General features: G+C 66.0%; 31 protein-coding genes and 1 tRNA gene. 7 read left to right on the top strand and 25 right to left on the bottom strand.

The annotated features are described in order from the left end of the window. Window positions 1–29 precede the first annotated feature (29 nt). From WNB94_RS12420 to WNB94_RS12400, 5 genes are all read left to right on the top strand, one after another. Window positions 30–1,748, top strand: a complete 1,719-nt coding sequence (locus WNB94_RS12420; protein WP_341390722.1) for an ATP-dependent DNA ligase — start codon at window positions 30–32, stop codon at window positions 1,746–1,748. Between the two features lie 221 nt (window positions 1,749–1,969). Then, window positions 1,970–2,698, top strand: coding sequence for a GTP cyclohydrolase I (folE, locus tag WNB94_RS12415; RefSeq protein WP_341390857.1), 729 nt, complete (start codon window positions 1,970–1,972; stop codon window positions 2,696–2,698). A gap of 6 nt (window positions 2,699–2,704) precedes the next feature. Next, complete coding sequence (locus WNB94_RS12410; protein ID WP_341390721.1) at window positions 2,705–3,133, top strand: BLUF domain-containing protein; 429 nt, start codon at window positions 2,705–2,707, stop codon at window positions 3,131–3,133. Then, window positions 3,127–4,074: a DUF429 domain-containing protein gene (locus WNB94_RS12405; protein ID WP_341390720.1), complete on the top strand. Its 948-nt coding sequence runs from the start codon at window positions 3,127–3,129 to the stop codon at window positions 4,072–4,074. Before WNB94_RS12410 ends, WNB94_RS12405 begins: the two co-directional genes overlap by 7 nt. Continuing rightward, window positions 4,071–4,946: a D-hexose-6-phosphate mutarotase gene (locus tag WNB94_RS12400; RefSeq protein WP_341390719.1), complete on the top strand. Its 876-nt coding sequence runs from the start codon at window positions 4,071–4,073 to the stop codon at window positions 4,944–4,946. Before WNB94_RS12405 ends, WNB94_RS12400 begins: the two co-directional genes overlap by 4 nt. Window positions 4,947–4,982: 36 nt before the next feature. On the opposite strand, the gene WNB94_RS12395 is transcribed toward WNB94_RS12400, so the two are convergent. The 5 genes from WNB94_RS12395 to WNB94_RS12375 are packed head-to-tail and all read right to left on the bottom strand — an operon-like array spanning window position 4,983 to window position 9,344. Beyond that, complete coding sequence (locus WNB94_RS12395; RefSeq protein ID WP_341390718.1) at window positions 4,983–5,609, bottom strand: SCO family protein; 627 nt, start codon at window positions 5,607–5,609, stop codon at window positions 4,983–4,985. A gap of 11 nt (window positions 5,610–5,620) precedes the next feature. Then, window positions 5,621–6,568 (bottom strand): heme o synthase, encoded by a 948-nt coding sequence (gene cyoE, locus WNB94_RS12390; protein ID WP_341390717.1) that lies wholly within the window; start codon window positions 6,566–6,568, stop codon window positions 5,621–5,623. Between the two features lie 55 nt (window positions 6,569–6,623). After that, entirely contained in the window at window positions 6,624–7,862 is a 1,239-nt protein-coding gene (locus WNB94_RS12385; RefSeq protein ID WP_341390716.1) for a COX15/CtaA family protein, read from the bottom strand. After that, window positions 7,859–8,494: a redox-active disulfide-containing membrane protein gene (locus tag WNB94_RS12380; RefSeq protein WP_341390715.1), complete on the bottom strand. Its 636-nt coding sequence runs from the start codon at window positions 8,492–8,494 to the stop codon at window positions 7,859–7,861. The genes WNB94_RS12385 and WNB94_RS12380 overlap by 4 nt, the downstream gene beginning before the upstream one ends. 13 nt (window positions 8,495–8,507) lie before the next feature. Continuing rightward, on the bottom strand, window positions 8,508–9,344 hold the full coding sequence (locus WNB94_RS12375; protein WP_341390714.1) for an SURF1 family protein: 837 nt from the start codon (window positions 9,342–9,344) through the stop codon (window positions 8,508–8,510). Window positions 9,345–9,386: 42 nt separating this feature from the next. Here WNB94_RS12375 and WNB94_RS12370 point away from each other — a divergent pair, with 42 nt between their 5' ends. Beyond that, window positions 9,387–9,608 carry a DUF2909 domain-containing protein gene (locus WNB94_RS12370; RefSeq protein WP_341390713.1) on the top strand — a complete coding sequence of 74 codons (222 nt, stop codon included), beginning with the start codon at window positions 9,387–9,389 and terminating at the stop codon, window positions 9,606–9,608. Between the two features lie 68 nt (window positions 9,609–9,676). On the opposite strand, the gene WNB94_RS12365 is transcribed toward WNB94_RS12370, so the two are convergent. The 7 genes from WNB94_RS12365 to WNB94_RS12335 form a co-directional block, all read right to left on the bottom strand. Beyond that, window positions 9,677–10,561: a cytochrome c oxidase subunit 3 gene (locus tag WNB94_RS12365; RefSeq protein WP_341390712.1), complete on the bottom strand. Its 885-nt coding sequence runs from the start codon at window positions 10,559–10,561 to the stop codon at window positions 9,677–9,679. 32 nt (window positions 10,562–10,593) lie between these two features. Continuing rightward, entirely contained in the window at window positions 10,594–10,887 is a 294-nt protein-coding gene (locus tag WNB94_RS12360; protein WP_445819068.1) for a DUF2970 domain-containing protein, read from the bottom strand. Window positions 10,888–10,890: 3 nt separating this feature from the next. After that, window positions 10,891–11,478 carry a cytochrome c oxidase assembly protein gene (locus tag WNB94_RS12355; protein ID WP_341390711.1) on the bottom strand — a complete coding sequence of 196 codons (588 nt, stop codon included), beginning with the start codon at window positions 11,476–11,478 and terminating at the stop codon, window positions 10,891–10,893. A 13-nt stretch (window positions 11,479–11,491) separates the two neighbouring features. Beyond that, the gene (locus WNB94_RS12350; RefSeq protein ID WP_341390710.1) at window positions 11,492–11,620 is read right to left on the bottom strand and encodes a cytochrome oxidase small assembly protein; all 129 of its coding nucleotides are present in this window, start codon (window positions 11,618–11,620) and stop codon (window positions 11,492–11,494) included. 5 nt (window positions 11,621–11,625) lie between these two features. Further along, window positions 11,626–13,248 carry a cytochrome c oxidase subunit I gene (gene ctaD, locus WNB94_RS12345; RefSeq protein ID WP_341390709.1) on the bottom strand — a complete coding sequence of 541 codons (1,623 nt, stop codon included), beginning with the start codon at window positions 13,246–13,248 and terminating at the stop codon, window positions 11,626–11,628. 42 nt (window positions 13,249–13,290) lie between these two features. Further along, window positions 13,291–14,424 (bottom strand): cytochrome c oxidase subunit II, encoded by a 1,134-nt coding sequence (gene coxB / locus WNB94_RS12340; RefSeq protein ID WP_341390855.1) that lies wholly within the window; start codon window positions 14,422–14,424, stop codon window positions 13,291–13,293. Window positions 14,425–14,727: 303 nt separating this feature from the next. Continuing rightward, entirely contained in the window at window positions 14,728–15,687 is a 960-nt protein-coding gene (locus tag WNB94_RS12335) for a methyltransferase domain-containing protein (protein ID WP_341390708.1), read from the bottom strand. A gap of 59 nt (window positions 15,688–15,746) precedes the next feature. On the opposite strand from WNB94_RS12335, the gene WNB94_RS12330 reads away from it, so the two are divergent. Next, on the top strand, window positions 15,747–16,556 hold the full coding sequence (locus tag WNB94_RS12330) for a ComF family protein (protein ID WP_341390707.1): 810 nt from the start codon (window positions 15,747–15,749) through the stop codon (window positions 16,554–16,556). Here WNB94_RS12330 and WNB94_RS12325 read toward each other — a convergent pair. The 13 genes from WNB94_RS12325 to uvrB form a co-directional block, all read right to left on the bottom strand. Then, window positions 16,537–17,088: an isochorismatase family protein gene (locus tag WNB94_RS12325; protein ID WP_341390706.1), complete on the bottom strand. Its 552-nt coding sequence runs from the start codon at window positions 17,086–17,088 to the stop codon at window positions 16,537–16,539. The two genes, WNB94_RS12330 and WNB94_RS12325, sit on opposite strands and share 20 nt — an antisense overlap. Window positions 17,089–17,164: 76 nt before the next feature. Next, window positions 17,165–17,239, bottom strand: a tRNA-Val gene (locus WNB94_RS12320). A 73-nt stretch (window positions 17,240–17,312) separates the two neighbouring features. Further along, window positions 17,313–18,038: a DNA polymerase III subunit epsilon gene (dnaQ, locus tag WNB94_RS12315; RefSeq protein WP_341390705.1), complete on the bottom strand. Its 726-nt coding sequence runs from the start codon at window positions 18,036–18,038 to the stop codon at window positions 17,313–17,315. A gap of 9 nt (window positions 18,039–18,047) precedes the next feature. Continuing rightward, window positions 18,048–18,386, bottom strand: coding sequence for an ISC system 2Fe-2S type ferredoxin (fdx, locus tag WNB94_RS12310; protein ID WP_341390704.1), 339 nt, complete (start codon window positions 18,384–18,386; stop codon window positions 18,048–18,050). A 33-nt stretch (window positions 18,387–18,419) separates the two neighbouring features. Beyond that, on the bottom strand, window positions 18,420–20,288 hold the full coding sequence (gene hscA, locus WNB94_RS12305; RefSeq protein ID WP_341390703.1) for a Fe-S protein assembly chaperone HscA: 1,869 nt from the start codon (window positions 20,286–20,288) through the stop codon (window positions 18,420–18,422). After that, entirely contained in the window at window positions 20,289–20,813 is a 525-nt protein-coding gene (hscB, locus tag WNB94_RS12300; RefSeq protein WP_341390702.1) for a Fe-S protein assembly co-chaperone HscB, read from the bottom strand. Between the two features lie 74 nt (window positions 20,814–20,887). Then, window positions 20,888–21,211 carry an iron-sulfur cluster assembly protein IscA gene (gene iscA, locus WNB94_RS12295; RefSeq protein ID WP_341390854.1) on the bottom strand — a complete coding sequence of 108 codons (324 nt, stop codon included), beginning with the start codon at window positions 21,209–21,211 and terminating at the stop codon, window positions 20,888–20,890. 67 nt (window positions 21,212–21,278) lie between these two features. After that, entirely contained in the window at window positions 21,279–21,665 is a 387-nt protein-coding gene (gene iscU / locus WNB94_RS12290) for a Fe-S cluster assembly scaffold IscU (protein ID WP_341390701.1), read from the bottom strand. 15 nt (window positions 21,666–21,680) lie between these two features. Further along, entirely contained in the window at window positions 21,681–22,901 is a 1,221-nt protein-coding gene (locus tag WNB94_RS12285; protein ID WP_341390700.1) for an IscS subfamily cysteine desulfurase, read from the bottom strand. A 100-nt stretch (window positions 22,902–23,001) separates the two neighbouring features. Continuing rightward, window positions 23,002–23,535 carry a Fe-S cluster assembly transcriptional regulator IscR gene (gene iscR, locus WNB94_RS12280; RefSeq protein ID WP_341390699.1) on the bottom strand — a complete coding sequence of 178 codons (534 nt, stop codon included), beginning with the start codon at window positions 23,533–23,535 and terminating at the stop codon, window positions 23,002–23,004. Window positions 23,536–23,704: 169 nt separating this feature from the next. Next, window positions 23,705–24,229 (bottom strand): low molecular weight protein-tyrosine-phosphatase, encoded by a 525-nt coding sequence (locus WNB94_RS12275; RefSeq protein WP_341390698.1) that lies wholly within the window; start codon window positions 24,227–24,229, stop codon window positions 23,705–23,707. Between the two features lie 19 nt (window positions 24,230–24,248). Next, window positions 24,249–24,488, bottom strand: a complete 240-nt coding sequence (locus WNB94_RS12270; protein ID WP_341390697.1) for a hypothetical protein — start codon at window positions 24,486–24,488, stop codon at window positions 24,249–24,251. Window positions 24,489–24,598: 110 nt separating this feature from the next. Further along, window positions 24,599–26,752, bottom strand: a complete 2,154-nt coding sequence (gene uvrB / locus WNB94_RS12265; RefSeq protein WP_341390696.1) for an excinuclease ABC subunit UvrB — start codon at window positions 26,750–26,752, stop codon at window positions 24,599–24,601. Between the last annotated feature and the right edge of the window lie 10 nt (window positions 26,753–26,762).

The following is a 26,762-nucleotide window of genomic DNA, read 5'->3' as shown; positions in this document are numbered from 1 at the left end:
AACGGCCCCCCAGGCCCGATGCGGGCGGCATGCAAGGCTTCGCCCAACTGTATGTGACGCTGGACGCCAGCACGTCGATCCGCCACAAGGTCGACGCGCTGTGCGCTTACTGGCGTTCGGCCCCGCCGGCCGACGCGGCCTGGGCGGCCTATTTCCTGGCGGGCGGTCGTCCCCGCCGCACCTTGAGCACCATGGCACTGCGCCAATGGGCCGCACGCACTGCCGGGATCGATGACTGGCTGTTCGAAGCGTCTTATGCGGCGGTGGGCGACCTGGCAGAAACCATGGCCCACCTGCTGCCCCATGGCGACACCCACGACGACACCCCCTTGCATCGCTGGATGACCGAGCGCCTCCTGCCCTGGCGCGAGCAAGCGCTGGACGAGCAGTTGGCGCAGTTGAGCACCTGGGGCCGGGGTCTGACACCCACCGAGCGATTCGTGCTGTTCAAGCTCATTGGCGGCGGCTGGCGTGTGGGCGTGAGCCGTCAGTTGGTGATTCGTTCGCTGGCAACCCATGCCGACCTGCCTGCCGCCCTGGTGGCCCAACGCATGATGGGCTACACAGACGCCCGGCATCAACCGCTGGCCGCCGACTTCGAGCGCCTCATATCGCCCGAACAGCACGGGATGGCAGGCATCCAGCCCTATCCGTTTTTTCTGGCGCACGCGCTGGAGGCACTGCCCGAGGGACCAGTGCACGACTGGCAGGCTGAATGGAAGTTCGATGGCATCCGCGCGCAAATCGTTCGCCGCGATGGCCAGGTGGGGCTGTGGTCGCGTGGCGAAGAGTTGCTCAACGACGCCTTTCCTGAACTGGTGGCCCACGGGCAGCAGTGGCCTGACGGCACCGTGCTCGATGGCGAAATCGTGGTGCAGGACATGCTGGCACCCGACGACACCACGCCGGCCCTGCTGCCCTGGGGATGGCGCCCCGCCACCTTCGCGCGCTTGCAGACACGCATCCGGCGCAAGCAAGTGACCCGCGCCATCGTTCGCGACCACCCGGTCGTGTTCGTGCCTTACGACGTGCTGGAATGGCAGGGGCAGGATCAGCGCACGCTGCCACAACGGGTGCGCCGCGGGGTGCTCGATCAGATCTCCCCCACGCTGGGACTGAGCCCATCGCCATTGCTGCCGGCCACCGACTGGCGCGACTGGCAGGCACTGCGCCTGCGCGCCCGCGACGCGGGATTGGAGGGGCTGATGCTGAAGCACGGCGATGCCCGCTATGGCAGCGGCCGCACCCGCGGCGACGGCGTGTGGCTGAAGTGGAAGCTCGACCCCATGACCGTGGACGCCGTGCTGGTGTACGCCCAGGCTGGACACGGTCGCCGCGCCAACCTCTACACCGACTACACCTTTGCCGTGTGGAGTCGGGCGCCCGATGACGACGACGAGGTGCAGGCCGTGTTGAACGCCATCGCCACGCGGCAGCCGCCACAGCCCGGCGGATTGCAACTGGTGACGTTCGCCAAGGCTTACAGCGGCCTGTCGGACGCCGAACTGCAGGCGGTGGACAAGGTCATCCGCCAGACCACCGTGGAACGCTTTGGCCCGGTGCGCAGCCTCAAGCCCACGCTGGTGTTCGAACTGGGGTTCGAAGGCATCGGCCCCAGCCCGAGACACAAGAGCGGCGTGGCCGTGAGGTTTCCGCGCATCTTGCGCTGGCGCACCGACAAACGGCTGCAAGACGCCGACACGATGGCGACGCTGCAGCGGCTGGCGCGGGTTCAAACCCCCGATTGACACCAATTCGCCGCAGAAAATTGGCGTCATGCCTGCGTCAACCTTGCCTCAGGCGGGGAATCCGGGCGCCCCCTTGCACAGCATCTGTTCAAGACGGCTACCATGTTGTCCATGGTGACTGATCAGTCACCTTTGCTGCTGCCCGGCCAACTTGCGAGCCTGGCCCTCCCCGTCTAACCTTTGGACAAACCATGACCACGCCCACCTTGAGAGCCGTCACCATGCCAATTGCGTCCACACCGTCGGCTGAAGCCGCCCAACAGGATGAGGGCGTGCCCGTGTCCGTCAAGATTCGCGAGCGGATCAAGGCGGCCCAACGGCGCTTTCATGCCAACGACAACATCGCCGAGTTCATTGAGCCCGGCGAGCTTGAAACGCTGCTGGACGAGGTCGCCGGCAAGCTCGGGGGCGTTCTGGAAAGCCTGGTCATCGACACCGACAGTGACCACAACACCCAGGACACGGCCCGCCGCGTGGCCAAGATGTACCTGCACGAAATCTTCAAGGGGCGCTACCACGCTGCCCCGGCGGTCACCGAGTTCCCCAACGTCGAGCGGCTCAACGAGCTGATGATCGTGGGCCCCATCACCGTGCGCAGCGCCTGCTCTCACCACCTGTGCCCCATCATGGGCAAGGTGTGGATCGGCATCATGCCCAACGAGCACTCCAACCTGATCGGCCTGTCGAAGTACGCCCGCCTGATCGACTGGATCATGAGCCGCCCGCAAATCCAGGAAGAGGCCGTGACGCAGGTCGCCGAGTTGCTGCAATCGCGCATGAACCCCGATGGTCTGGCCGTGGTCATGGAGGCCGATCACTTCTGCATGCACTGGCGCGGCGTCAAGGACATGGACTCCAAGATGATCAACAGCGTCATGCGCGGGTCGTTCCTGAAGGACGCCAACCTGCGGCGGGAGTTCCTCTCCCTCGTCAACAACCGCAAGGGGTGATGGGCCATGCTGGTTCGTTTGTTGTATGCCAGCCGGGCCACGACCCCGCTGAGCCCCGAGGTGATCGACAGCATCTTGCTGGCCTCTCGCCGTCACAACCCCGCCTTGGGCATCACGGGCCTGCTGTGCCACAGCGGCGACATCTTCATGCAGGTGCTGGAAGGTGGTCGTCAGGCCGTCAACGAGCTCTACACCCGCATCAGCCGTGACCCCCGGCATGGCGAGATCATGCTGCTGCAGTACGACGAGATCACCGAACGGCGTTTTGCCGGCTGGACGATGGGGCAGGTCAATCTGGCGCGGGTCAATCCGTCCATCCTGCTCAAGTACTCGGAACGCCCCGTGCTGGACCCCTACGCGGTGCCCGGCGCCGTGTCGATGGCCCTGCTGGAAGAACTGATCGCCACCGCGTCCATCATCAGCCGCCCTTGCTGAGCACGGCCGTGCCCCTGCCCACCACCCTGATGGGGCTGGATTTCAGTTGCGCGCCCAGCCAGCGCAAGCCCCTGACGCTGGCCGTGGGGCACCGCGCGGCCTCGGTGGTACGGCTGGACCGGCTGGACACCTTCCAGACCCTCGACGCCTGGGTGCAGGTGCTGCGCGCCCCGGGCGAAGGGTTCGTGATGGGGTGCGACTTTCCGTTCGGCCTGCCGCGTGGCTTCGTCGACGCCTTGGGGCAAGAAGGGCCAGGCACACTGCCCCAGGCCTTGGCCGAGCCACTGGGAGACGGCATGCCCAGCCAGGCATCCCGGCTGATCCGCGCCCTGCACCAACACTGTGGCGACCGTGCCGGCTTTCAGCGCCTGGTGGACGGCTGGGGGCAAACCTGGCACACCGAAGGCCCTGGTGCACCCGTGGCCGGCCGCAAGCTGCTGCACCGCCGCACCGACGGGGCCATGCCCGGGGTGTCCAGCACCAGCCCGCTGCAAACCCGCTATGTGCCCGTGGGCAAGATGTACTTTGAAGGCCTGGCCCGACTGGTGCAAGCGGGCATCACCCTGCCGGCCCTGCATCCTGGGCGGCCCGAGGCCGTCGCGCTGGAGGCCTACCCTGGCCTGCTGGCCCACGAAGTGCTGGGCCGACGGAGCTACAAAACCGACGCCAAGGCAGATACAGCCGCACAGCAAGCCCGCCTGATCGCCCGCATGGACCTGGTGGACGCGCTGGAACAAGGTCGCACCCGGCTGGGCCTGCGCCTGAAGCTGAGCCCCGCCCAGCGCGACCACCTGGTGGCCGACCCCATGGGCGACCGGCTGGACGCCGTGTTGTGCCTGCTGCAAGCCGCCTGGGCTCATCAGCAAGCTGAGGCCGGCGCGCCCTGCTGGGGCCTGCCGGCCGAGGTGGACCCGGTTGAAGGGTGGATACTCACGGCATGAACGATTTGCCCGATTCCCTGAAAGACAGCTTGAGCACCGTGCTCGGCCAGCCGGCCCTGACCATCACCGCCAACGACGGCTCACGCGCGACCGTGCTCTTGCATGGCGGCCACCTGGTGTCGTGGATTCCAGCGGGGGCCGGCGAGCAACTCTACCTGTCGCCCCGCGCGGTGGCCGGCCCCGGACAGGCCGTGCGCGGCGGTGTGCCGGTGATCTTTCCCCAGTTCGAGCAACTGGGCCCCGACACCAGCCTGCCCCGCCATGGCCTGGCGCGCACCCGGCCCTGGCAGGTGGACAGCCACCACGCCCGCCGCGACCACACCCAGCTCACGCTGGTGCTGATCGACGATGCCGACACGCGCGCCCTGTGGCCCCACGGCTTCCGCCTGGAGCTGACCATCTCGGTGGGCGGCCCCCGGCTGGACCTGGAGCTGTATGCCGAAAACACCGGCGAGACGCCCTGGGACTTTGCCGCCGCCTTGCACACCTACCTGGCCGTGTCCGACCTGACGCAGGTGCGACTGGAGGGCTTGCAAGGCTGTCGCTATCAGGACCGCGTGCTGGGTGGCATGACGCTGGAAGACCACCCGGAGAAGCGCTTCCACGGTGAGATGGACCGCATCTACCACCGCGCCCCCGACCTGTTGCTGCGCGACGGCCCGCGCCGACTTAGCCTGCGCAGCCAGGGCTTTGAAGACGCTGTGGTGTGGAACCCAGGCCCCGAAAAATGCGCTGCGCTGAAGGACATGCCGCCCGACGGCTGGCAACAGATGCTGTGTGTGGAGCCCGCGCGCATCCAGTCGCCCGTGACGCTGCAACCTGGCGAAAGCTGGGCCGGCCTGCACACGCTGGCCTTGGTGGGCGCCGACTGACGCCCTGGGGCCGGCGCTCATGGGCGCCGCCCTGATTCAGAGCAGTTGGCGGATGTCGGACACCAGATCGTCCACCGGCATGCCGTAGCGCACAAACAGGCGCACCTGGCCGCTGGGGTCGAACACAAAGGCTCCGGCCGTGTGGTCGATGGTGTAGTTGCCGTTCTGGGTGGGCACCTTCTGGTAGAACACCTTGAACTCTTTGGCGGCGGCCTTGATCTCGTCGGGCGTGCCGGTCAGGCCGACAAAGCTCGGGTCCATCGAGCCCAGGTAGCCCTTGAGCAGCTCGGGCGTGTCGCGTTCGGGGTCGACCGTCACGAACACGCCCTGCACTTTCTCGCCATCAGGCCCCAGGCGGCGGCGCACCTCGGCCAGCTCGGCCATGGTGGTGGGGCACACATCGGGGCACTGCGTGAAGCCAAAGAACAGGAACACCACCTTGCCCTTGAACTCGGCCAGGCTGCGCACTTGTCCATTGAAGTCCTTCAACTGAAGGCCCTTGGCGTAGCTGGCGCCCGTGATGTCCACGCCCTTGAAGCTGCCGCCAGACGAGGCGCTGCCCGTCCCCGGGGCATCACAGCCCGACAAGAAAGGCAAGGCGGAGGTGGCCACCACCGTGGCGGCCCCAGCGAGCACGGCTCGCCGAGAAACAAATCGGGTCATGATGAAAGGGCTCAGATCGTCCAGTAGTGGTCGACCAGCAAGGCCGCGAACATCAGCATCAGGTAGATGATGGAGAAGCGGAAGGTCTTGCGGGCCAGTTCGTCACTGTAACGCCGCCACAGCGCCACCGCATAGCCCAGGAACATCGCGCCCAGCACCAGGGCCGAAGCCAGGTAGATCCAGCCGCTCATGCCGTAGATGAACGGCAGCACCGTGCCCGCCACCAGGATCACGGTGTACAGCAGCACGTGCAGGCGCGTGAAGGCGTTGCCGTGGGTGACGGGCAGCATGGGCAGGCCCGCGCGGGCATAGTCTTCGACGCGGTACAGGGCCAGAGCCCAGAAGTGCGGCGGCGTCCACAAAAAGATGATCAGGCACAGCAGCATGGCCTCGGGCTCGACCGCACCGCGCATGGCCGCCCAGCCCAGCACCGGCGGCATGGCGCCCGAGGCGCCGCCGATGACGATGTTCTGCGGTGTCATGGGCTTCAGCAACACCGTGTAGACGATGGCATAGCCCACGAACGTGGCCAGGGTGAGCCACATGGTCAGCCAGTTCACCCACACGGCCAGGATGGCCATGCCAGCACCGCACAGCACCGCGCTGAACACCAGGGCCTGTGAGCGCGACAACTCACCCCGGGCCGTGGGGCGCCAGGCCGTGCGCTTCATGCGGGCATCGATGTGTTGCTCGACCAGGCAGTTGAAGGCGGCAGCCGCAGCGGCCACCAGCCAGATGCCCACACAGGCCGCCAGGGCCGTGAGCGCCTGCTGCGCGTCGGGCAGGCCCGGCACGGCCAGCATCATGCCGATGACCGCGCAGAACACGATCAGCTGCACCACGCGGGGCTTGGTCAGAGCGTAGTACTGGCGCCAGGGCGACAGCGTGGCCGACGCAGAAGGCGTCGACGCACCCAGGGCATCGGCAGATTCGGGGGCGGTGACCGCAGTGTCAGACATGGGCTTCAAGCACACGCACAGTAAAGCATGGGCACACTATGCGCCACAACGGGCCTCAAACAGTACGGTGAAGTCCCTGAGTGACGGGGCGGCTGCCCTGGGGCGCCGTGGCCATCTGGGGCACCGCCACCGGCACCACCAGCAGCCGCACCAGCCACCACACCAGCAGGGCGGCACCCATCGTGTGCAACAGGGCCGCCAGCAAGGGCCAGCCCAGCACCACATTGCTCAGGCCGGTGAGCACCTGCACCACCGTCATGGCCAGCAGCACCTGGGCTTCGCGGCGCCATGGGGTCGAGGCCATCGGTGTGGCCGCCCCGACAGGCCGCCAACGCCACAGGCGCCAGGCGTAGGCCAGCAAGGCGCCCACCACCACCAGCGCCATCAAGCGGTGGGCCATGTGGATGGCCGTGAGCGCAGCCGCCGAGATCGCTTCGCCGTGACCGTCCTGGCCCAAGGGGCGCCAGAGGCGGAAGCCCGACACAAAATCCATCTCGGGCCACCAGCGGCCCTGACAGGTGGGCACGTCCATGCAGGCCAGCACGGCATAGTTGGTGCTTACCCAGCCACCCAGCGCCACCTGCAGGCCCAGCAAGGCCAGCACCACCCAGCCCCAGCGGCGCAGCCCGGCGCCTTGCCAGACCCGCCACACACCCTCTTGCGCGGCGTGGTGGGCCCGCTGAGGGCGGTAGCCCTCCAGCACCCGGGCCTGGGCCGTCAACAGGCCCACGCCCAGCAGCGCCCCCAGCAGGTGGATGGTCACGATCAGCGGCTGCAGTTTCATGGTGACCGTCAGTGCGCCAAAGGCCCCTTGCACGCACACCCACACGAAGGTGATGGTGGCCCACCAGGGCGACAAGCCACCTTGGGTACGGCGATGGCGCCAGGCCATCACCATCAGCAAGGTGATCAGCGCCCCCACGCCCGAGGCCAGGTAGCGGTGCACCATCTCGATCCAGGCCTTGCCCGGCGAGACCGGCCCGTGCGGCGCGGCCTGGTGGGCGGCATGGATGTCTTCACGGGCGCCCCACGGACTGGCCTCGCCATAACAGCCCGGCCAGTCCGGGCACCCCAGGCCGGAGTCGGTCAGCCGGGTGAAGGCGCCAAAGGCCACGAGGTCGAGCGTCAGAAACAGCGTGGCAGCGGTGAGCACCCGCTGCCACGCTGGCCAGCCATGCACACCATCGCGGCGGGCTTTCCACACCACGGCGGTCAGCGGCAGCACGGCCAGGGCCGCACCCAAGGCCAACAACTCCAGCACCGGGGCCAGGTCGATCAGCTCTGCCGCGGTCATGGCCGGCCTGCCTGATCCCAGGACTCGGCGGCCTTCAGCAGCTTGGCCAGGTCCTTGCGGATGCGCTGCACATCGCCATCGGCAGGCCATCGCATCATCCATTCTCCGCGAGGATCAACCAGGTAAAAACCGGTGGGCAACGGCCCTGCGGACGGTGCCTGCAGCCACGCACCGAGCGCCTGAGCCGGTGCGCGCAACAACCACGCGCCTTCCATGGCGGGCAACAAGGCTTCGCGCACCTGGCCTTCGTCGGGCACCAGCCAGACACGGTCCACGCGGTCCTTGTCACGCCCCAGCATTTCTCTCAATTGGCGCTGCAGGTACAGGGCCTGCTCACAGGCCGCCTCGCAGGCGGCCGGCTGCACGGTGATCAACAACCACTGCCCCTTCAGGCTGTCGGCGGCAACCGCCTGACCGTTCAGACGGCTCAGGGGCAGCTCGGCCGGCATGGGACGGGTGGGCTGAACCAGCTCGCCATAGTTGGTGCGCCCCTGCGGCTTGATCACGTAGTACGTGACGTACGACGCCACCACCGGCGCCGCGCACGCCAACATCACCCACAGCATCTGCCAACGACCACGCCGTGTGCGCCGCGCGGCCTCCTGGGCATCGGGCAGGCTGTGAACGCTCATCTGTAGAAGGGTGTCAGGACTGCTGGACATCACGTTGTTGTGCGGCTCGTGCCCGGGCGGGGCGGATGATCTGAAACCAGAGGGTCAGGCCGGCCAGCAAGGCCGACAGGCCAAACCACTGGGCAGCATAACCGTGGTGCTTGTCCACGCCGGCATCGGGGGCAGGCCAGTCGCGACGCAAGGGGTCGGCGGGCCCGCCCTCGGTTTGCACCATGACGCCGGGGCGCGCGGCCTGGCCCAGCCATGCTGTCCAGAACGGCTCTTGCGCATTTTGTCGGATCGGCGTGGAAGCCAAACCCTGGGGCATGCCCTCATCCCCCAGCTCATACACCCGCGACAGCACGGGTTCAAGATGGCCCTGCACCTCGACCTGCCCCTCAGGGCGTGGCCAATCGGGCACCTGGGTGCGGTCGCTGGCATGGCGGGGCAACCAGCCCCGCTGCACCAGGATCACCCGGTCTGTACAGGCGGCGGGCGCCTGCACCCGCAAGGGCGTGACCAGGATGAAGCCCGTTTGCCCCGCCATCGGGCGGTTGTCCAGCAACACCGAACGTTCATGCCACCACCGCCCAGCCAGGCGCACAGGCTGCTGAGCCGGCAGGCCTGCGACCGGTCCCGTGCATGGCCAGTCGGCCGCCGTCCAGGGTGCTTGCGCCGCGCGCTGGTCGCGCTCGGCCTGTCGCACCAGCTTTTCATCGGCCCGCCCCATCTGCCACAGGCCCAGCCCGGCGGTCAGGCTGATGCCCAGCGCCGCAGAAAACCAGATCACCATGCGGGCCAGGAACAAGGCCTTGCGCTCGCGGCGGCGGGCATCTGCTGACGCCGAATCGAGTGGGGGTACTGGGGTCATCGCCTATCGGTTCCGGTCAGACGGGCACCATAATCAGAGACCATGAAGATCATCATCGCAGGCGCCCTGGTGGCCATCATTCTCGCACTGGCCTTTGCCGGCAAAGCCATGTTGCGTGATGGCCGCGATGGCCAACCCAAAAGCAACCGTATGGTGCGGGCACTGGCCTTGCGCGTGGCCTTGTCCATCGCCCTGTTCGTCTTCATCCTGGTGGCACATCAGCTGGGCTGGATCCAGCCCACAGGCATTCCGCTACAGCCCTGAAAACACACAACCCGGTCAGCGTCGGGTTGTGTGGGCGGTGTGATGGCAGGCCATCGGCCCGCCTTGGCTCACATCCAGTACACGACGATGTAGAGCCCGAGCCAGACCACGTCCACAAAGTGCCAGTACCAGGCCGCACCTTCGAGGCCAAAGTGCCGCTCGGGTGTGAAGTGGCCTTTCTGCAGGCGCAGGGTGATGAACAACAGCATCAGCATGCCCACGAACACATGCATGCCGTGAAAGCCTGTGAGCATGAAGAACGTAGAGCCATAGATGCCCGAGGTCAGCTTGAGGTTCAGGTCAACGTAGGCGTGGTAGTACTCGTAGCCTTGCACACCCAGGAACACGGTGCCCAGGATGACCGTGGCCCACATGAAGGTGATGCAACGCCCCCGCAGGTTCTCACGCAGGGCGTGGTGCGCGATGGTGAGGGTCACCCCCGAGGTCAGCAGCAAGGCGGTGTTGATGGTGGGGATGGGCCACGGGCCCATGATCTTGAAAGGCTCGACCGTGCCCGCGGGCGAGGCCGTGGCACCTGCCTGCATCGATGGCCAGATCGCCTTGAAGTCAGGCCACAGCAGCGCGTTCTCGAAATTGCCCAGCGCGGGCACCGAGTGCACGCGGGCCCAATACAGGGCGCCGAAGAAGGACGCAAAGAACATCACCTCGGAGAAGATGAACCAGGCCATGCTCCAGCGGAACGACAGGTCGATGCGGTCGCTGTACAGCCCGCTTTCGCTTTCGCGGATGGCCTCGCCAAACCACTGCTTGAGCACCACCAGCCACCACACGAGACCGAAGGCCACCGCATAAGGCCCCCAGTTGACGCCATTGACCCATTGCCCGGCCCCCAGGATGACAAAAAACAGACCAAAGGCCGCCATCATCGGGTGTCGGGAGGGACCCGGCACGTAGTAGTAAGGGGCCCCGCCCTTGTGAACCGTTGCAGACATCTCGTGCTCTCCTCGATTCCGGCCCAATGGGCTCACAAACTCACGCCACTGGCCACCACCCAGCGCACCAGCGCCAGCAGTCCCAGCACAAACAACACACCGGCCAGCAACCCCACGATCACCACGTGGAGCGGGTTGAGCCGCTCCACATCCTGGGCGTGATCGCTGGACTTGCGCACCCCGAAGAACGACCAGGCCACGGCCTTGGCGGTCTGCCAGAACGAGCCCTGACGGGCCACGGCGTCGCGCAGGTCATCCCCCGGCGGGGAGGCATCAGCAGACGGTGGCGGCTCATGGCGCTCATCAGGCAGGTGTTCATCGGGCATCGCTCAAGTGCGTCCGGACGGCGCGGGCGGCACCTTGCCACCCACTTCGAAAAACGTGTAAGACAGGGTGATGGTGGTCACGTCTTTGGGCAGGCGTGGATCGACCACAAACACCACCGGCCAGGCCCGGCTCTCGCCCGGGGCCAAGGTGTACTCGTTGAAACAGAAGCACTCCAGCTTGTTGAAATGCGCCGTGGCCTGCTTGGGTGCGTAACTGGGGATGGCCTGGGCCGACATGGTGCGGTCCTGCATGTTGCGGAACTCGTACATCACCGTGACCATCTCGCCCGGGTGCGCAGTGACCGAGCGCTTCTCGGGTTTGAAGTCCCATGGGCCGCGTGCGTTGGCGTCGAACTCGATGGTGATGGTGCGGGACGTGTCCACCTGGGTGTTGGCCTGCACGCGGCTGGCCATGCCGGGCACCTTCTGTTCAGACAAGGACAGCACGTTGATGCCCAGGGCTGCACAAATGTGCTGGTACAGCGGCACCATGGCATAGCCGAAACCGAACATCACCCCGGTGATGACCAGCAGCTTGAACACCATGTCGGCGTTGGCGCGCTGCAATCGGCCTTTGAAGGTGGTGGGCATGACGTGGCCTGGTTCAGTGTGATCCGAAGAACACCGTCTTGATCACGAAGCCCGCGAAGAACGTGAGCGCGATCGACGCCAGGATCAGGCCCAGGCGCACATTGCTGCGTCGCTGAGCCTCGCTGGAAGAGGGGGTGCTCATGGCATTCACCCGATCACCTTGGTGGCGGTGGGGTCCAGCTTGGGCGGGGTCTCGAAGGTGTGGAACGGCGCGGGCGACGGCACTTCCCACTCCAGGCCCTCGGCGCCCTCCCAGGGCTTGGCGGGCGCGGGCTCACCCTTGCCACGCATGGCCGGAATCAGCACACCGAAGATGAAGTACACCTGCGCCAGTCCGAAGGCAAAGGCGCCCACCGAGGCAATGGCGTTGAAGTCAGCAAACTGCATGGGGTAGTCGGCATAACGTCGCGGCATGCCCGCCAGCCCCAGGAAGTGCATGGGGAAGAACGTGATGTTAAAAGCGATCAGCGACCACCAGAAGTGCAGCTTGCCCTTCCATTCAGGCACCATCACGCCGGTCCATTTGGGGCCCCAGTAATAGAAGGCCGCAAACAGGGCAAACAGCGAGCCAGCCACCAGCACATAGTGGAAGTGCGCCACCACGTAGTACGTGTCTTGCAGCTGGATGTCGATGGGCGCCACCGAGAGGATCAGGCCGGTGAAGCCGCCCATGGTGAACACGAAGATGAAACCCACGGACCACAGCATCGGGCTCTCGAAGGTCATGGAGCCACGCCACATGGTGGCGATCCAGTTGAACACCTTCACCCCGGTGGGCACCGAGATCAGCATGGTGGCGTACATGAAGAACAGCTGACCCGTCACCGGCATGCCGGTGGCGAACATGTGGTGAGCCCACACGATGAAGCTGAGGATGGCGATCGAGGCCGTGGCATACACCATGGAGTGGTAGCCGAAGAGCTTCTTGCGGGCAAAGGCCGGCACGATCTGGCTGATGATGCCGAAGGCCGGCAAGATCATGATGTACACCTCGGGGTGACCGAAGAACCAGAAAATGTGCTGGTACATGACCGGATCACCACCGCCGGCCGGATTGAAGAAGCTGGTGCCGAAGTGGCGGTCGGTCAGCGTCATGGTGATGGCGCCTGCCAGCACGGGGATCACGGCGATCAGCAGGTAGGCGGTGATCAGCCACGTCCACGAGAACATCGGCATCTTCATCAGCGTCATGCCCGGTGCGCGCATGTTCAGGATGGTGACGATGATGTTGATCGAGCCCATGATGGACGAGGCGCCCAGGATGTGCATCGCGAAGATGCCGGCGTCCATCGATGGCCCCATCTGCAGCGTGAGCGGCGCATACAGCGTCCAGCCGGCGGCAGGCGCACCGCCCGGCATGAAGAACGAGCCGACCAGCAGCAGCGCCGCCGGGATCATCAGCCAGAAGCTGAAGTTGTTCATGCGGGCGAAGGCCATGTCGGAGGCCCCGATCTGCAGGGGCAGCATCCAGTTGGCCAGCCCCACGAAGGCCGGCATGATGGCGCCGAACACCATGATGATGCCGTGCATGGTGGTGAGCTGGTTGAACAGCTCGGGGTTCACCACCTGCAAGCCCGGCTGAAACAGCTCGGCGCGGATGCCCAGCGCCAGCACGCCGCCGATCATCAACATCGTGAGGCTGAACAGCAGGTACAGCGTGCCGATGTCCTTGTGGTTGGTGGCGTACACCCACCGGCGCCAGCCGTGCGGGTGATCGTGGTGGTCATCGTGGCCGTGGGCGTGTCCGCCCGGCTCAAGCACTGCGCTCATGGTGTGTCCTTTTCAGTCCGGTTCTCGCGGGTTGAGCACGCGTCACTTGCGCGCGGCCACCACCTCGGCGGGCTGCACGATCTGGCCCGTCTGGTTGGTCCACTGGTTCTTGGTGTAGGTGATCACGGCAGCGATCTCGGTGTCTGACAGTTGCTTCCAGGCGGGCATGCCTGCGCCCTGACCGTTGAGCAGCACCATGATCTGCTTCATGTGGTCGGCGTCCAGCACCACGGCCGAACCGTCCAGTGCCTTGATGGCACCACCACCCTTGCCGCTGGCCTGGTGGCACACCGCACAGTTGGCCTTGTAGACCTGCTCGCCACGGGCCACCAGAGCGGCCAATTCCCACACTTTGCTGGGGTCATCGGCCTTGGCGGCCATTTCTTTCTGGCGCTCGGCCACCCAGGCCTTGTACTCGTCTTGGGTCACCACCTTCACGTGGATGGGCATGTAGGCGTGCTCTTTGCCGCACAACTCGGCGCACTGGCCATAGAAGTCACCGATCTTTTCTGCGCGAAACCAGGTGTCGCGCACGAAGCCGGGGATGGCGTCTTGTTTGATGCCGAAGGCAGGCACCATGAACGAGTGAATGACGTCGTTGGCCGTCGTGATGATGCGGATCTTCTGATCCACGGGCACCACCAGGGGCTGATCCACCTTGAGCAGGTAATCATCGCCCTGAGGCTTGCCCTCGTCCGACATGACGCGCTGGCTCAGGTCCAGCGTGGAGATGAAACCGATGCCCTCGCCTTCACCCTTGATGTAGTCGTAGCCCCACTTCCACTGGTAGCCGGTGACCTTGACGGTGATGTCGGCGTTGGTGGTGTCTTTCTGGGCCACCACCACCTTGGTGGCCGGCAGGGCCATGCCAATGACGATGATGAAGGGGATGACCGTCCAGATGATCTCGACGGTGGTGGACTCGTGGAAATCAGCCGACTTGGCGCCCTTGGACTTGCGGTGGGCCCAGATGGAGTAGAACATCACCCCGAAGACGCCCACGAAGATGGCGCCGCAGATCCACAGCATCATGTAGTGCAGGTCTTGCTGGGCCGCCGCGATTTTGGTGACCGGCGGGTGCATGTCCAACTGATTGACCGCAGGGCCACCCGGCAGGTTGTTCACGGCAGCACCTTGCGCCTGCACGCCACCGGCCCAGGCCAAGGCCAGGCCCATCAACGCCAGGCGGCAGCGGTCGCCCAGGCCTGAACGGCGATGGTGGGCGTGGGGGGGCGCGACTACCCTGGATCGGGCTAGGCGTTGCGCGGGTTCCTGACGCATGGAAGGTCACTCCTGGGGTCGAACGAACGCACCCCCCACTCCGGGGGCTCTATGAACTTTGCATTCAGCAAAATTGACAATTCATTCTAGGGAGAGCCTTGCGCGCGCTCAATACGGAATCAGGGCAAACACGCTATGGATTACCCCCGGTTTCACCTGGAATGACACAGCCTTGAATCCGGCGTGCCTGTTGGCGACTCAGGGCTTCCCCGATCGGCGCATCATCTGGCGCATGTCATCCAGGCTGACCCGGGTTTCGGGCGCCACCATGGCGCGGGGCACCGGCTTGACCGCGTGGGCATACACCAGCTCCACCGTCAGCGACAGCCGACCATCCCCACCGACGAGGCGTTCTTGGGCTGCTGCGAGCCACCGCTCGCGCCAGCGCGGCGTGCGCCAACCGGCAAAACGGCCCACGGCGACGTTGCCGCCCCAGGTGCGCAATTCGGCCAACATGGCCTCGGGCGTGGCCCAGGTCAGGGTCAGGCGCTCCATGTCCATCACGGGGTCGGCAAAACCGGCCTGCACCAGCTCGTCGCCCAGGTCGTGCATGTCCACAAACTGCACCGTGGGTAGCCCCCACCCCAGTTCGGCATACAAACTGCGCAACTCGCGGGCGGTGTCGGGCCCCAGGCCTGAAGCCATGAGAAACCCATCGACCGCGAGCGCCCGATGCCAGCACGTCATCAGGCCGGGCAGGTCGGCCGCCGTGTGCAGGGCCATGTTCGCCCACAGCAGATCAACCCCCTCCTGCCCCCAGGGCGGCGCCGCACCATCGCCTGGCACCCAGACGGCGGGCGCCTGGGCGCGACGCCCCAGCAAACGGGCCGCCCAGCCCACAGGGGCCTGAGCCGCCGCCGTGGCCGCCGAGGCGCCGGCCAGCGCCGAATGGGGCTCGGCCAGCAGGCGCTGCGCATCGGGATAAGCCTGCCGCACCACAGCGGCACCATCGCCCAGGTGGGCCGACCAGTCCAGCCAGCGCCGTGGCTGCAGGCGGATGGGGGCCAGCTTGTCGGCCAGCCGCCGGGCCACCTCCTGGTTCAGCCAAGGCGCACCAGCCTGCGCCAGCCGGCGCGCTTGTCGGGCCAGGGCCTGGGGATGAGGCGAGGCCGGATGGGGCGACGGCGCGGATGGCGACACAGGTGGCGAAGCAGGCATGGGCAACACCCCCCAGGGGGTGATGGTTCAAGGCGTGGGGCGCTCAGTATAGTGAGCCGATGCCAGACTTGCCCACCTTGCAGACCACCCACTCGGCCACCCACTCGGCTACCCACTCGACCACCGGGCGCGCCGCCTCCTGGCTGCAACGGTGGCGCGGCTGGCGCCCCGCCGGCCAATGCCTGGTGTGCGGGCACTGGAACCCGGCCGCCGTGTGCGCCCGCTGTCTGCACCGGTGGGCCCCTGAGGTGCCGCGCTGCAGTCGCTGCGGCATCAACCTGCAGGGCCTGCCGCACCTGGATGGCGTGTGCATGGACTGCGAGGCCCATGGCCCGGAATTCGACCGCGCCCTGGCAGCGTTGGATTACGACGCCCCGTGGTCCACCTTGATGGCGCAGCTGAAGTTTCAAGATGCCTGCCACCTGGCCCCCTGGCTGGCCGACCGCCTGGCCAGCGCCTGGCACCGGCGCCCGCAGCGCGCCAGCGTGATCCTGCCCCTGCCCATCTCGGCACGACGCCTGCAAGAGCGCGGCTACAACCAAAGCGCCCTGGTGGCGCAAGCCCTGGGGCGCCGCCTTCAACTGCCCGTGGCGCCGCAGGTGCTGCACCGCGTGAAACACACCGAGCGGCTGATGCGCCTGAACCCCGACGATCGCCAGGCCGCGATCAGCGGCGCCTTCGCGGTGAACCCTGCCTTGCGCCGGCAGGTGCTGGGCCGCCACGTGGCCGTGGTCGACGATGTCATGACCACGGGGGCCACCTTGAACGAGGCGGCCCTCACCTTGCGGGAGGCGGGCGCGCGGTCGGTGTGTGCGTGGGTGGTGGCGCGTACCGGGCGCAGCCCCCGGCTCATGTCGGCACCGCCTTGATCAACCCCAGCACCTCGCGAAACGCAGGATGCTGACAGTTGTGCATCCACTCAAACGCAACCATCTCGGGTGATGCCAGTGTGATGTCTGCCTGCGTCAGGCGCTGCAGCGCCAGGGCCTTGTCCTCAGGGCGGCGACTGCCGCAGGCCTGGGGCACCACCGCCACTTGCACCCCCGCCTCGCTGGCCTCCAGGGCCGTTTGCAGCAGGCACACGTGGGTTTCACAGCCAGCCAGCACCCACTGCCGAGCCTGGGGCGCCCGCATGCGCACGGCGTCCACCAGGCCATCGGCCACCGCACTGAAGCACATCTTGCTGAAGGTGTGGTCCACCCAGGGCAAGAGCTCGGGCACTTGGCCACCCAGCGCCGCCGGGTTTTGCTCTGTGGCCCACACCGGCACATCCAGGGCATGGGCCACCCGGGCCAGCCACACGGCGTGCTGCACGGCCTGATCACCCCCATGGATGGCGGGCATCAGTCGGGCCTGGTAATCCACCAGGATGAGGGCGGATTGGTCGCGCTGGAGCAGCATGTGCCCGATGGTAGCGATCCCAGCACAAGTCGGCCAAAGAAAAAACCCCTTGAGCGCGAACTCAAGGGGTTTGATCTGGTGGGCGGTGCAGGGTTCGAACCTGCGACCCCTGCCGTGTGAAGGCAGTGCTCTACCGCTGAGCTAACCGCCCGAAACTGTGCTCGGGACTGGGTCCACCGGCTGATTGTTGCGCTTTTTTCTGCATCGATCAGCGAAGACCGCAACTATACCATGTTTTCCAACTTTCGCCACACCGTGTTGTCGCCAGAGGCTTTGTCGATGTCTTTCAGCGACACCGCCCAGGCCTCGGCCTCTTCGGGCGTGGGGCCCAGCACCGGCAAGGCGTACTGGCTGAGGTCGATGCTGCCCACCTCGGACGCGCCCTGCCCTGCGCCGCCAGCGTCGGCCTCGGCGTCGATCAGCAGGGCATCCTGGCCCCGGGTCATGTTGATGTAGACCTCGGCCAGCAACTCGGCGTCCATCAAGGCGCCGTGCAGGGTGCGGTGGGTGTTGTCCACCTCCAGACGGCGACACAGCGCGTCCAGCGAGTTGCTCTTGCCCGGGAACATCTCGCGGGCCATGAGGAGGCTGTCGATCACGCCGGCCACGTGGTCACGGAACTTGCCCTTGCCCAGGCGGGCCAGTTCAGCGTCCAGAAAGCCCAAATCGAATGCGGCGTTGTGGATGATGATCTCGGCGCCCTGGCAGTAGTCCAGGATGTCATCGGCCAGGCTGGCAAACACGGGTTTGTCGGCCAGGAACTCATCGGTCAGGCCGTGCACCTTGACCGCGTCTTCGCTGTTGGCCCGCTCGGGGTTGATGTAGTAGTGCAGGTGCCGGCCGGTCAAGCGGCGGTTGACCATCTCCACACACCCGATTTCGATGATGCGGTCGCCCGAGTCGGGGCTCAGGCCGGTGGTTTCGGTGTCGAGAAAGATCTGGCGGGTCATGCGCGCAGCTTAATGGTTCTCGCGGGCGTGGTTGATCGTGTACTTCGGGATCTCGACCGTCAGGTCTTGCCCCGCCACGATGGCCTGGCAGCTCAGGCGCGAATTGGGCTCCAGGCCCCAGGCGCGGTCCAGCAGGTCTTCTTCGGTGTCTTCGATCTCGTTGAGGCTGTTGAAGCCTTCGCGCACGATGACGTGGCAGGTGGTGCAGGCCGCACTCATGTCGCAGGCGTGCTCGATTTCAATGCCGTTTTCCAGCAGGGCTTCACAGATGCTGGTGCCTGGGGCGGCCGTGATGGTCTGGCCCTGAGGGCACAGCGAGGCGTGGGGCAGGATCTTGATGATGGGCATGGTGGGGCTACTCTAATCGCTCAATCCTGACGCTCAGACCTGGTCCACCGAACGGCCGGCCAGGGCGTCGCGGATGCTGCGGTTCATGCGCTCGGCGGCAAAGGCCTCGGTGCCTTCGGCGAGGGCCTTGGTGGCGGCTTCCAGGGCTTCGAGGTCGCCGCGGTCGCAGCGCTGGCCAATCTGGGCCATCAGGGCTTCGATGCGCTGGTGTTCGTCAGCGCTCAGCAAGTCGCCATCGGCGTTCAGGGCGGCGCGGGTGGCTTCCAGCAGGCGCTCGGCCTCGACGCGGGCTTCGCGCAGGGCGCGGTCTTTCATGTCGGCCGCAGCGGTGGCAAAGCCCTCGCGCAGCATGTGGGCCACCTGGTCGTCGCTCAAGCCATAGCTGGGCTTGACCACGACCGAGGCCTGCACACCCGACATCTGCTCTTGCGCCGAGACGCTCAGCAGGCCATCGGCGTCCACCTGGAAGGTGACGCGGATGCGGGCCACACCGGCGGCCATGGGCGGAATGCCCCGCAGCTCGAAGCGGGCCAGTGAGCGGCAGTGCTCGACCTGCTCGCGCTCGCCTTGCACAACGTGCACGGCCAGCGCGGTCTGGCCATCTTTGAAGGTGGTGAAGTCTTGTGCGCGGGCACAGGGGATGGGCGTGTTGCGCGGGATGATGCGCTCAACCAGGCTGCCCATGGTTTCCAGGCCCAGCGACAGCGGCAGCACGTCCAGCAGCAGCAAGTCGCCCTGTGCGTTGTTGCCCGCGAGCTGGTTGGCCTGGATGGCGGCGCCCAGCGCCACCACCTCATCGGGGTTGAGGTCGGTCAACGGGGTCTGGCCAAAGAAAGCACCCACCGCATCGCGCACGGCCGGCATGCGGGTGGAGCCGCCCACCATGACCACGCCCTTGACCTCGTCGGGCTTGATCTTGGCATCGCGCAGCACGCGCTTGACCGCGCTCAGCGTCTTGTCGATCAGGGGCTTGGCCAGCTCGGCCAGGCGCTCGCGGGTGACGAACACCGACAGCATGCCGCCCGAGAGCTTGCAGCTCAGGTGGGCGCTGCCATCGGTCGAGAGCTTTTCTTTCACGGTGCGGGCGGCCACCAGCACGGCACGCTTGTCTTGCGGCGTGCTGGTCTGCATGCCCCCCTCGGCCAGCGCAGCCTCGGCGAGCACATGGTCGACGTCGTCACCACCCAGGGCCGAATCACCGCCCGTGGCCACCACCTCGAACACCCCCTGGCTGAGTTGCAGCAGCGAGATGTCGAAGGTGCCACCACCCAGGTCGTACACGGCGTACAGGCCTTCGGCGCTGTTGTCCAGGCCGTAGGCGATGGCGGCGGCCGTGGGCTCGTTGAGCAGGCGCAGCACGTTCAAGCCGGCCATCTGCGCGGCATCTTTGGTGGCCTGGCGCTGGGCGTCGTCAAAGTAGGCCGGCACGGTGATGACCGCGCCAAACAGGTCGTCGTTGAAGGTGTCTTCGGCGCGCTGGCGCAGCTTGGCCAGGATCTCGGCCGAGACCTCGACCGGCGACTTCACGCCGGCCACGGTCTGCACGCCCACCATGCCGGGCTGATCGACAAACTGATACGGCAGCTTGCCCGCATCGGGCAGGTCGGCCAGGCCGCGCCCCATGAAGCGCTTGACCGACACGATGGTGTTGAGCGGGTCTTCGGCCTGCAGGGCCAGGGCCTCGTGGCCGATCTGACGCCGGGTCTGGCCTTGCGCATCCAGCAGGTAACGCACGGCGGAGGGCAGGATCACGCGGCCATCGTCGTCGGGCAGGCATTCGGCCACGCCATGGCGCACGGCGGCCACGAGCGAGTGGGTGGTGCCCAGGTCGATACCCACGGCCACGCGGCGGTGGTGCGGGTCGGGCGTCTGCCCAGGTTCGGAAATTTGCAGCAGGGCCATTCAGACACCATCTTCGTATTGTTCGAGCCGCGCATCCACTTCTTCCAGCAGGCGGTCGATGAACATCAGGGCGCGCACTTCTTGCGCGGCGGCGGCCGCATCGCCGGCCTCGTCCAGCAACTGCGCCAGGCGGGCCAGCCGCTCGCGGCGGGCGGTTTGCACCTCGTCCGACAGGGCCTCGACATCGGTCTGCCCCGCCGCGTCTTCCAGCGCCTCACGCCACATCATCTGCTGCATCAGAAAGTTGCCCGGCATGGCCGTGTTGCTTTCGGATTGCACAGGGGCACCCGCCAGTTCGCACAGGTAGGCTGCGCGCTTGAGCGGATCTTTCAGGCGCTGATAAGCCTCATTCACACGCACCGCCCACTGCATGGCCACCCGCTGGGCCGCCGCACCTTCCGCCGCAAACCGGTCTGGATGCACCTGGCCTTGCAAAGCCTTCCAGGCGCTGTCCAGTTGAGCGCGCTCTTGCGCAAACTGCCTGGGCAGGCCCAGCAGCGTGAAGTCGTCGGCGTCGATGTTCATGGTCGGTCAAAGTGCGAAACCCCACCAGGGGCGGGGCTTCGGTCTACGCAATCGGCGTGCCGCGTCGGTGCGGCTCAGACGCGGAAGGATTCACCACAACCACAACGGTCTCGTTCGTTGGGGTTGTTGAATTTGAAGCCTTCGTTCAGCCCTTCTCGCACAAAGTCGAGTTCGGTGCCGTCGATGTAGGGCAGGCTCTTGGGGTCGACCAGGATCTTCACGCCGTGCTGCTCGAAGATCACGTCTTCAGGGGCCACGTCGTCGGCGTACTCGATCTTGTAGGCCAAGCCGGAGCAACCCGTGGTCTTCACGCCCAGGCGCACACCCACCCCCTTGCCGCGGCGGGCCAGGTAGCGGGTGATGTGGCGGGCGGCGGCCTCGGACAGCTCGACCTTCATGCCACCGGCGGCGACACCCAGGTCGGGCAGCGGCCCGTTGCCAGGCCCGCTGGTGCAGGAATTGAGCTCAGGCTGCATGCTTGGCCTTGTAATCGTTGACGGCGGCTTTGATCGCATCTTCCGCCAGGATCGAGCAGTGGATCTTGACCGGGGGCAAGGCCAGCTCTTCGGCGATCTGGGTGTTCTTGATGGTCAGCGCCTCGTCCAGGGTCTTGCCACGCACCCATTCAGTGACCAGCGAGCTCGACGCGATGGCCGAACCACAGCCATAGGTCTTGAAGCGGGCGTCTTCGATGACGCCGGTGCTGGGATTCACCTTGATCTGCAGCTTCATGACGTCGCCGCAGGCGGGCGCACCCACCATGCCGGTGCCCACGGTCTCGTCGCCCTTTTCGAACGAGCCCACGTTGCGGGGGTTTTCGTAGTGGTCGATGACTTTGTCGCTGTATGCCATGTCAGTACTCCAAATTCAATGAGCAGCCCATTGGATGGTGCTCAGGTCGATGCCGTCCTTGTACATGTCCCACAGGGGAGACAACTCGCGCAGCTTGGCCACACGGTCTTTCAAGGTGTTGACCACGAAGTCGACTTCTTCTTCGGTGGTGAAGCGGCCGATCGTCATGCGCAGCGAGCTGTGCGCCAGCTCGTCCGAGCGCCCCAGGGCGCGCAGCACGTAGCTGGGCTCCAGGCTGGCCGAGGTGCAGGCCGAGCCCGAGGACACCGCGATGCCCTTGATGCCCATGATCAGCGATTCGCCTTCCACGTAGTTGAACGACACGTTCAGGTTGTGCGGGATGCGGCGCTCCAGGTCGCCATTGACGAAGATCTGTTCGATGCCTTGCAGGCCCGCCAGCAGGCGCTGCTGCAGGGCACGCACGCGCTCGTTCTCGGCGTGCATTTCTTCCTTGGCGATGCGGAAGGCCTCGCCCATGCCGACGATCTGGTGGGTGGGCAAGGTGCCCGAGCGCATGCCACGCTCGTGACCGCCGCCGTGCATCTGGGCCTCGATGCGCACGCGGGGCTTGCGGCGAACGTACAGGGCGCCAATGCCCTTGGGGCCGTACGTTTTGTGCGAGGCCAGGCTCATCAGGTCCACCGGCAGCTCGGCCAGGTTGATGTCGATCTTGCCGGTGGCCTGGGCGGCATCCACATGGAACACGATGCCCCTTTCGCGGCACAGGGCGCCGATGGCGGGGATGTCCTGGATGACACCGATCTCGTTGTTCACGTACATGACCGAGATCAGGATGGTGTCGGGGCGGATGGCCGCCTTGAGCGCGTCCATGTCCAGCAGGCCGTCTTCCTTGACGTCGAGGTAGGTGGCATCAAAGCCCTGGCGCTCGAGCTCACGCACCGTGTCCAGCACGGCCTTGTGCTCGGTCTTGACCGTGATGATGTGCTTGCCACGGCTCTTGTAGAAGTGCGCTGCACCCTTCAAGGCCAGGTTGTTGGATTCGGTGGCGCCAGACGTCCAGACGATCTCCCGCGGGTCGGCACCGATCAGATCGGCCACCTGCTGGCGCGCCTTCTCGACGGCCTCTTCAGCCTCCCAGCCATAGGCGTGGGTGCGGCTGGCAGGGTTGCCGAAGTGCTCGCGCAGCCAGGGGATCATGGCGTCAACGACACGCGGATCACACGGCGTGGTGGCGCCGTAATCCATGTAGATGGGGAAGTGCGGGGTCATGTCCATAACAATGCCTGTGAGGCCAACTCTCGATTATCGGCCGAGCGCACACCGGATGCGCTGCAGCCACTTATGTCATCCACGGTGCCAACAGGGGCACCCAAGCTCATTTGCTCAGCGCCGTGCCCAGGGCAAAAACCGAGTTGGGCGCCGTCACTTTGATGGGCTTGACCACCGGCTGGCTGGAGATGGCCCGCTTGATCGGCTGGGCTTCGATCGAGACGCCTTTGGCCAGTTGGTCGTCCACCAGCTTGCGCAGGCTGATCGAATCCAGGTACTCGATCATCTTGTTGTTCAGGCTGGTCCAGAGGTCGTGGGTCATGCAGCGGCCGCCGTCATCACCCATGCAGTTTTCCTTGCCGCCACAGCCGGTGGCGTCGATGGGCTCATCGACCGCCACGATGATGTCGGCCACGGTGATGTCTTCGGCCTTGCGGCCCAGCGAATACCCGCCGCCCGGGCCACGGGTGCTTTCCACCAGTTCATGGCGGCGCAGCTTGCCGAACAGCTGCTCCAGGTAAGACAACGAAATCTGCTGACGCTGGCTGATGGCAGCCAAAGCCACCGGCCCGGTGTGTTCACGCAGGGCCAGATCGATCATGGCGGTGACGGCGAACCGTCCCTTGGTGGTCAGACGCATGGCTCACTCCTTTGCTGGACCCGGTGCCGTCACCGCGACCACAGACTCAAAGTGGCCTGTGTTTCAGGGTGGCGACATTCCCGAGTGATTAAGTCGATTATAGGGGAAACCCACTGTTTTGGTCAACTTCGCCTCCGGGAGTTCCCTTACATTCTCAGGTCAAGGGCCTTCAGCGCTGCACCCGCTCACGCAAATGGCGCACCAGGCCATCGGCCGCAGCTTCGACCAGGTCCAGCACGTGGTCAAAGCCACCGGGGCCACCGTAGTAAGGGTCTGGCACCACCTGTGCGCCAGCGTGCGGCGAGTCGGCGGGTACAAATTCGGTCAACCGTTTGAGCTTGCGGCGCAAGGCCGGGTCGTCCGGGCAGGCGTCTTCCAGCAAGGCCAGGTTGTCCCAATCCATGGCCAGGATCAGGTCAAAACCCACAAAATCGACGTCGGAAACCTGACGAGCCCGCAAGGCCGAGAGCTCATACCCCCGGCGGGCCGCATGGGCCTGGGAGCGCTCGTCGGGCGGGCTGCCCACATGGTAGGCGTGCGTGCCCGCCGAGTCCACCCGCACCCAGGCATGCAAGCCCGCCTCGCGCAGCTTGTGCGCCAGCACCGCCTCGGCGGTGGGGCTGCGACAGATGTTGCCCATGCAGACCATGAGCACGCTCAGGCTGCCTGACGGTGAGGCCAATGTGGTGTTCATGGCCTCATGCTAGGCCATCTCAGTGCAAACGCTCCATGCGATCGCCGCTGCCCGGCAAATGAAGCGCCCCATCGGGCTCCATCACCAGGGCGCGCCCATCGTCCAGCCGAAACTCGATGAGCCCGGTGGGCTCCCAGGGCTGCAGCAGGTCTGGCGTTGGCCCCGGCCGCACCAGGTGCTCGTAGGCGCGCACCGTGTGTTCAGCACCTGCGGCGTCACGCGCACGAAAGGTCTCCAGGAGGTGAAGTTGCTTGTCCATGACGGCTCCTTGAGATCAGGCCGGACACCCCGGCCCTTGCGACCGATTCTGCGCCCGACCACACCACAGACGCAAGCCGCAGCGCAACAAGGCCCACGCGGGGGGCCCGGTCAGGCCTTGCGACCCGCCTGAATGGGAATGACCTGGTCGTGCACCACCGCGCCAAAAGCCTGCTCTTTCAGGATGGACAACTGGTCGCGCAGGCGGGCGGCCTTCTCGAACTCCAGCGCCTTGGCAGCCTCCAGCATCTCTTTTTCGAGTTGCTTGATGCGTTTGCTGAGGTCTCGCTCTGACAGCCCTTGGCTGCCTTCCATGGACTTGGCCAGGGCCTCGGCGGCCTTCAGGTCGTCCTTGGCCGCGTTGGACATCACGCCGTCGATCAGCTCCTTCACCTTCTTCAGCACGGTGCGTGGGGTGATGCCGTTCGCCTCGTTGTGCGCGATCTGCTTGGCACGGCGGCGCTCGGTCTCGTCGATGGCACGGCGCATCGAATCGGTGATGCGATCTGCGTAGAGGATGGCCATGCCGTTCTGGTTGCGCGCGGCACGGCCGATGGTCTGGATGAGGCTGCGCTCGGCCCGCAAGAAGCCTTCCTTGTCGGCGTCCAGGATGGCCACCAAAGACACCTCGGGGATGTCCAGGCCCTCGCGCAACAGGTTGATGCCCACCAGCACGTCAAAGGTGCCCAGGCGCAAATCGCGCAGGATCTCGACGCGCTCCACGGTGTCGATGTCGGAGTGCAGGTAGCGCACTTTCACGCCGTTGTCGGTCAGGTAATCGGTCAGCTGTTCCGCCATGCGCTTGGTGAGCGTGGTGATCAGCACGCGCTCGTTTTTCTCCACCCGGATGCGGATCTCTTGCAGCACGTCGTCCACCTGGTGCGTGGCCGGCCGCACCTCGACCACCGGGTCCACCAGGCCCGTGGGCCGCACCACCTGCTCGACCACGTTGCCGGTGTGGGCCTTTTCCCAGTCGCCGGGGGTGGCCGACACGAACACCACCTGCCGCATCTTGCCTTCGAACTCGTCGAACTTGAGCGGCCGGTTGTCCAGCGCGCTGGGCAGGCGGAACCCATACTCCACCAGCGTGGTCTTGCGCGAGCGGTCGCCGTTGTACATGCCGCCCAGCTGGCCGATCATGACGTGGCTCTCGTCCAGGAACATCAGCGCATCGGGCGGCAGGTAATCCACCAGCGTGGGCGGTGGGTCGCCCGGATTGGCGCCCGAGAGGTGCCGGGTGTAGTTCTCGATGCCCTTGCAGTGACCGACCTCTTGCAACATTTCGAGGTCAAAGCGGGTGCGCTGCTCCAGGCGCTGGGCTTCGACCAGCTTGCCATCGCCCACCAACTGCTTGACGCGCTGGTTGAGTTCTTCCTTGATGCCCTCGATGGCCACCAGCACGCGCTCGCGCGGGGTGACGTAGTGGCTGCTGGGGTAAATGGTGAACCGCGGGATCTTCTGGCGGATGCGGCCGGTGAGCGGGTCAAAGAGCTGGATGGAGTCGATCTCGTCGTCAAACAATTCAATGCGCACCGCCAGCTCGCTGTGCTCAGCCGGGAAGACGTCGATGGTGTCGCCCCGCACGCGGAAGGTGCCGCGCCCGAAATCCATGTCGTTGCGCTTGTACTGCATGCGGATGAGCTGCGCGATCACGTCGCGCTGGCCCAGCTTGTCGCCCACGCGGGCGATCAGCACCATCTGCATGTAGTCCTCGGGCTTGCCGATGCCGTAGATGGCCGACACGGTGGCCACGATGACCACATCGCGGCGCTCCAGCAGGCTCTTGGTGGCGCTCAGGCGCATCTGCTCGATGGCCTCGTTGATGGCGCTGTCCTTCTCGATGAACAGGTCGCGCTGCGGTACGTAGGCCTCGGGCTGGTAGTAGTCGTAGTAGCTGACGAAGTACTCGACCGCGTTCTTGGGGAAGAACTCGCGGAACTCGGCGTACAGCTGCGCGGCCAGCGTCTTGTTGGGCGCAAACACGATGGCGGGCCGGCCCTCGCGGGCAATGACGTTGGCCATGGTGAAGGTCTTGCCCGAGCCGGTCACGCCCAACAGGGTCTGGTAGCTGAGGCCGTCTTCCACCCCTTCGCACAACTGCGCGATGGCCGTGGGCTGGTCGCCCGCCGGGGGATAGGGCTGAAACAGCTCGAACGGCGAGTCCGGAAAGCTGACAAATTGCCCCTCCGCCGAGGGCGCGGCCTCGACCGGCGCGAGCCCTTCGGCAGACAAAAGGGGGCTGGAGCGTGAAATGGACTCAGACATCCGGACGGCG

The organism is Aquabacterium sp. A3, assembly GCF_038069945.1.
Lineage (GTDB): Bacteria > Pseudomonadota > Gammaproteobacteria > Burkholderiales > Burkholderiaceae_C > Aquabacterium.
The sequence above is the reverse complement of the archived record's forward strand: the minus strand, read 5'-3'. Positions and strand labels throughout refer to the sequence as shown.

Excerpts from the sequence above, each read along its gene's own strand:
- WNB94_RS12420 (WP_341390722.1), top strand. The coding sequence starts at position 30 with ATGCAAGGCTTCGCCCAACTGTATGTGACGCTGGACGCCAGCACGTCG.
- folE (WP_341390857.1), top strand. The coding sequence starts at position 1,970 with ATGCCAATTGCGTCCACACCGTCGGCTGAAGCCGCCCAACAGGATGAG.
- WNB94_RS12410 (WP_341390721.1), top strand. The coding sequence starts at position 2,705 with ATGCTGGTTCGTTTGTTGTATGCCAGCCGGGCCACGACCCCGCTGAGC.
- WNB94_RS12400 (WP_341390719.1), top strand. The coding sequence starts at position 4,071 with ATGAACGATTTGCCCGATTCCCTGAAAGACAGCTTGAGCACCGTGCTC.
- WNB94_RS12395 (WP_341390718.1), bottom strand. The coding sequence starts at position 5,609 with ATGACCCGATTTGTTTCTCGGCGAGCCGTGCTCGCTGGGGCCGCCACG.
- cyoE (WP_341390717.1), bottom strand. The coding sequence starts at position 6,568 with ATGTCTGACACTGCGGTCACCGCCCCCGAATCTGCCGATGCCCTGGGT.
- WNB94_RS12385 (WP_341390716.1), bottom strand. The coding sequence starts at position 7,862 with ATGACCGCGGCAGAGCTGATCGACCTGGCCCCGGTGCTGGAGTTGTTG.
- WNB94_RS12380 (WP_341390715.1), bottom strand. The coding sequence starts at position 8,494 with ATGAGCGTTCACAGCCTGCCCGATGCCCAGGAGGCCGCGCGGCGCACA.
- WNB94_RS12375 (WP_341390714.1), bottom strand. The coding sequence starts at position 9,344 with ATGACCCCAGTACCCCCACTCGATTCGGCGTCAGCAGATGCCCGCCGC.
- WNB94_RS12370 (WP_341390713.1), top strand. The coding sequence starts at position 9,387 with ATGAAGATCATCATCGCAGGCGCCCTGGTGGCCATCATTCTCGCACTG.
- WNB94_RS12365 (WP_341390712.1), bottom strand. The coding sequence starts at position 10,561 with ATGTCTGCAACGGTTCACAAGGGCGGGGCCCCTTACTACTACGTGCCG.
- WNB94_RS12360 (WP_445819068.1), bottom strand. The coding sequence starts at position 10,887 with ATGCCCGATGAACACCTGCCTGATGAGCGCCATGAGCCGCCACCGTCT.
- WNB94_RS12355 (WP_341390711.1), bottom strand. The coding sequence starts at position 11,478 with ATGCCCACCACCTTCAAAGGCCGATTGCAGCGCGCCAACGCCGACATG.
- WNB94_RS12350 (WP_341390710.1), bottom strand. The coding sequence starts at position 11,620 with ATGAGCACCCCCTCTTCCAGCGAGGCTCAGCGACGCAGCAATGTGCGC.
- ctaD (WP_341390709.1), bottom strand. The coding sequence starts at position 13,248 with ATGAGCGCAGTGCTTGAGCCGGGCGGACACGCCCACGGCCACGATGAC.
- coxB (WP_341390855.1), bottom strand. The coding sequence starts at position 14,424 with ATGGGCCTGGCCTTGGCCTGGGCCGGTGGCGTGCAGGCGCAAGGTGCT.
- WNB94_RS12335 (WP_341390708.1), bottom strand. The coding sequence starts at position 15,687 with ATGCCTGCTTCGCCACCTGTGTCGCCATCCGCGCCGTCGCCCCATCCG.
- WNB94_RS12330 (WP_341390707.1), top strand. The coding sequence starts at position 15,747 with ATGCCAGACTTGCCCACCTTGCAGACCACCCACTCGGCCACCCACTCG.
- WNB94_RS12325 (WP_341390706.1), bottom strand. The coding sequence starts at position 17,088 with ATGCTGCTCCAGCGCGACCAATCCGCCCTCATCCTGGTGGATTACCAG.
- dnaQ (WP_341390705.1), bottom strand. The coding sequence starts at position 18,038 with ATGACCCGCCAGATCTTTCTCGACACCGAAACCACCGGCCTGAGCCCC.
- fdx (WP_341390704.1), bottom strand. The coding sequence starts at position 18,386 with ATGCCCATCATCAAGATCCTGCCCCACGCCTCGCTGTGCCCTCAGGGC.
- hscA (WP_341390703.1), bottom strand. The coding sequence starts at position 20,288 with ATGGCCCTGCTGCAAATTTCCGAACCTGGGCAGACGCCCGACCCGCAC.
- hscB (WP_341390702.1), bottom strand. The coding sequence starts at position 20,813 with ATGAACATCGACGCCGACGACTTCACGCTGCTGGGCCTGCCCAGGCAG.
- iscA (WP_341390854.1), bottom strand. The coding sequence starts at position 21,211 with ATGAAGGTCGAGCTGTCCGAGGCCGCCGCCCGCCACATCACCCGCTAC.
- iscU (WP_341390701.1), bottom strand. The coding sequence starts at position 21,665 with ATGGCATACAGCGACAAAGTCATCGACCACTACGAAAACCCCCGCAAC.
- WNB94_RS12285 (WP_341390700.1), bottom strand. The coding sequence starts at position 22,901 with ATGGACATGACCCCGCACTTCCCCATCTACATGGATTACGGCGCCACC.
- iscR (WP_341390699.1), bottom strand. The coding sequence starts at position 23,535 with ATGCGTCTGACCACCAAGGGACGGTTCGCCGTCACCGCCATGATCGAT.
- WNB94_RS12275 (WP_341390698.1), bottom strand. The coding sequence starts at position 24,229 with ATGAACACCACATTGGCCTCACCGTCAGGCAGCCTGAGCGTGCTCATG.
- WNB94_RS12270 (WP_341390697.1), bottom strand. The coding sequence starts at position 24,488 with ATGGACAAGCAACTTCACCTCCTGGAGACCTTTCGTGCGCGTGACGCC.
- uvrB (WP_341390696.1), bottom strand. The coding sequence starts at position 26,752 with ATGTCTGAGTCCATTTCACGCTCCAGCCCCCTTTTGTCTGCCGAAGGG.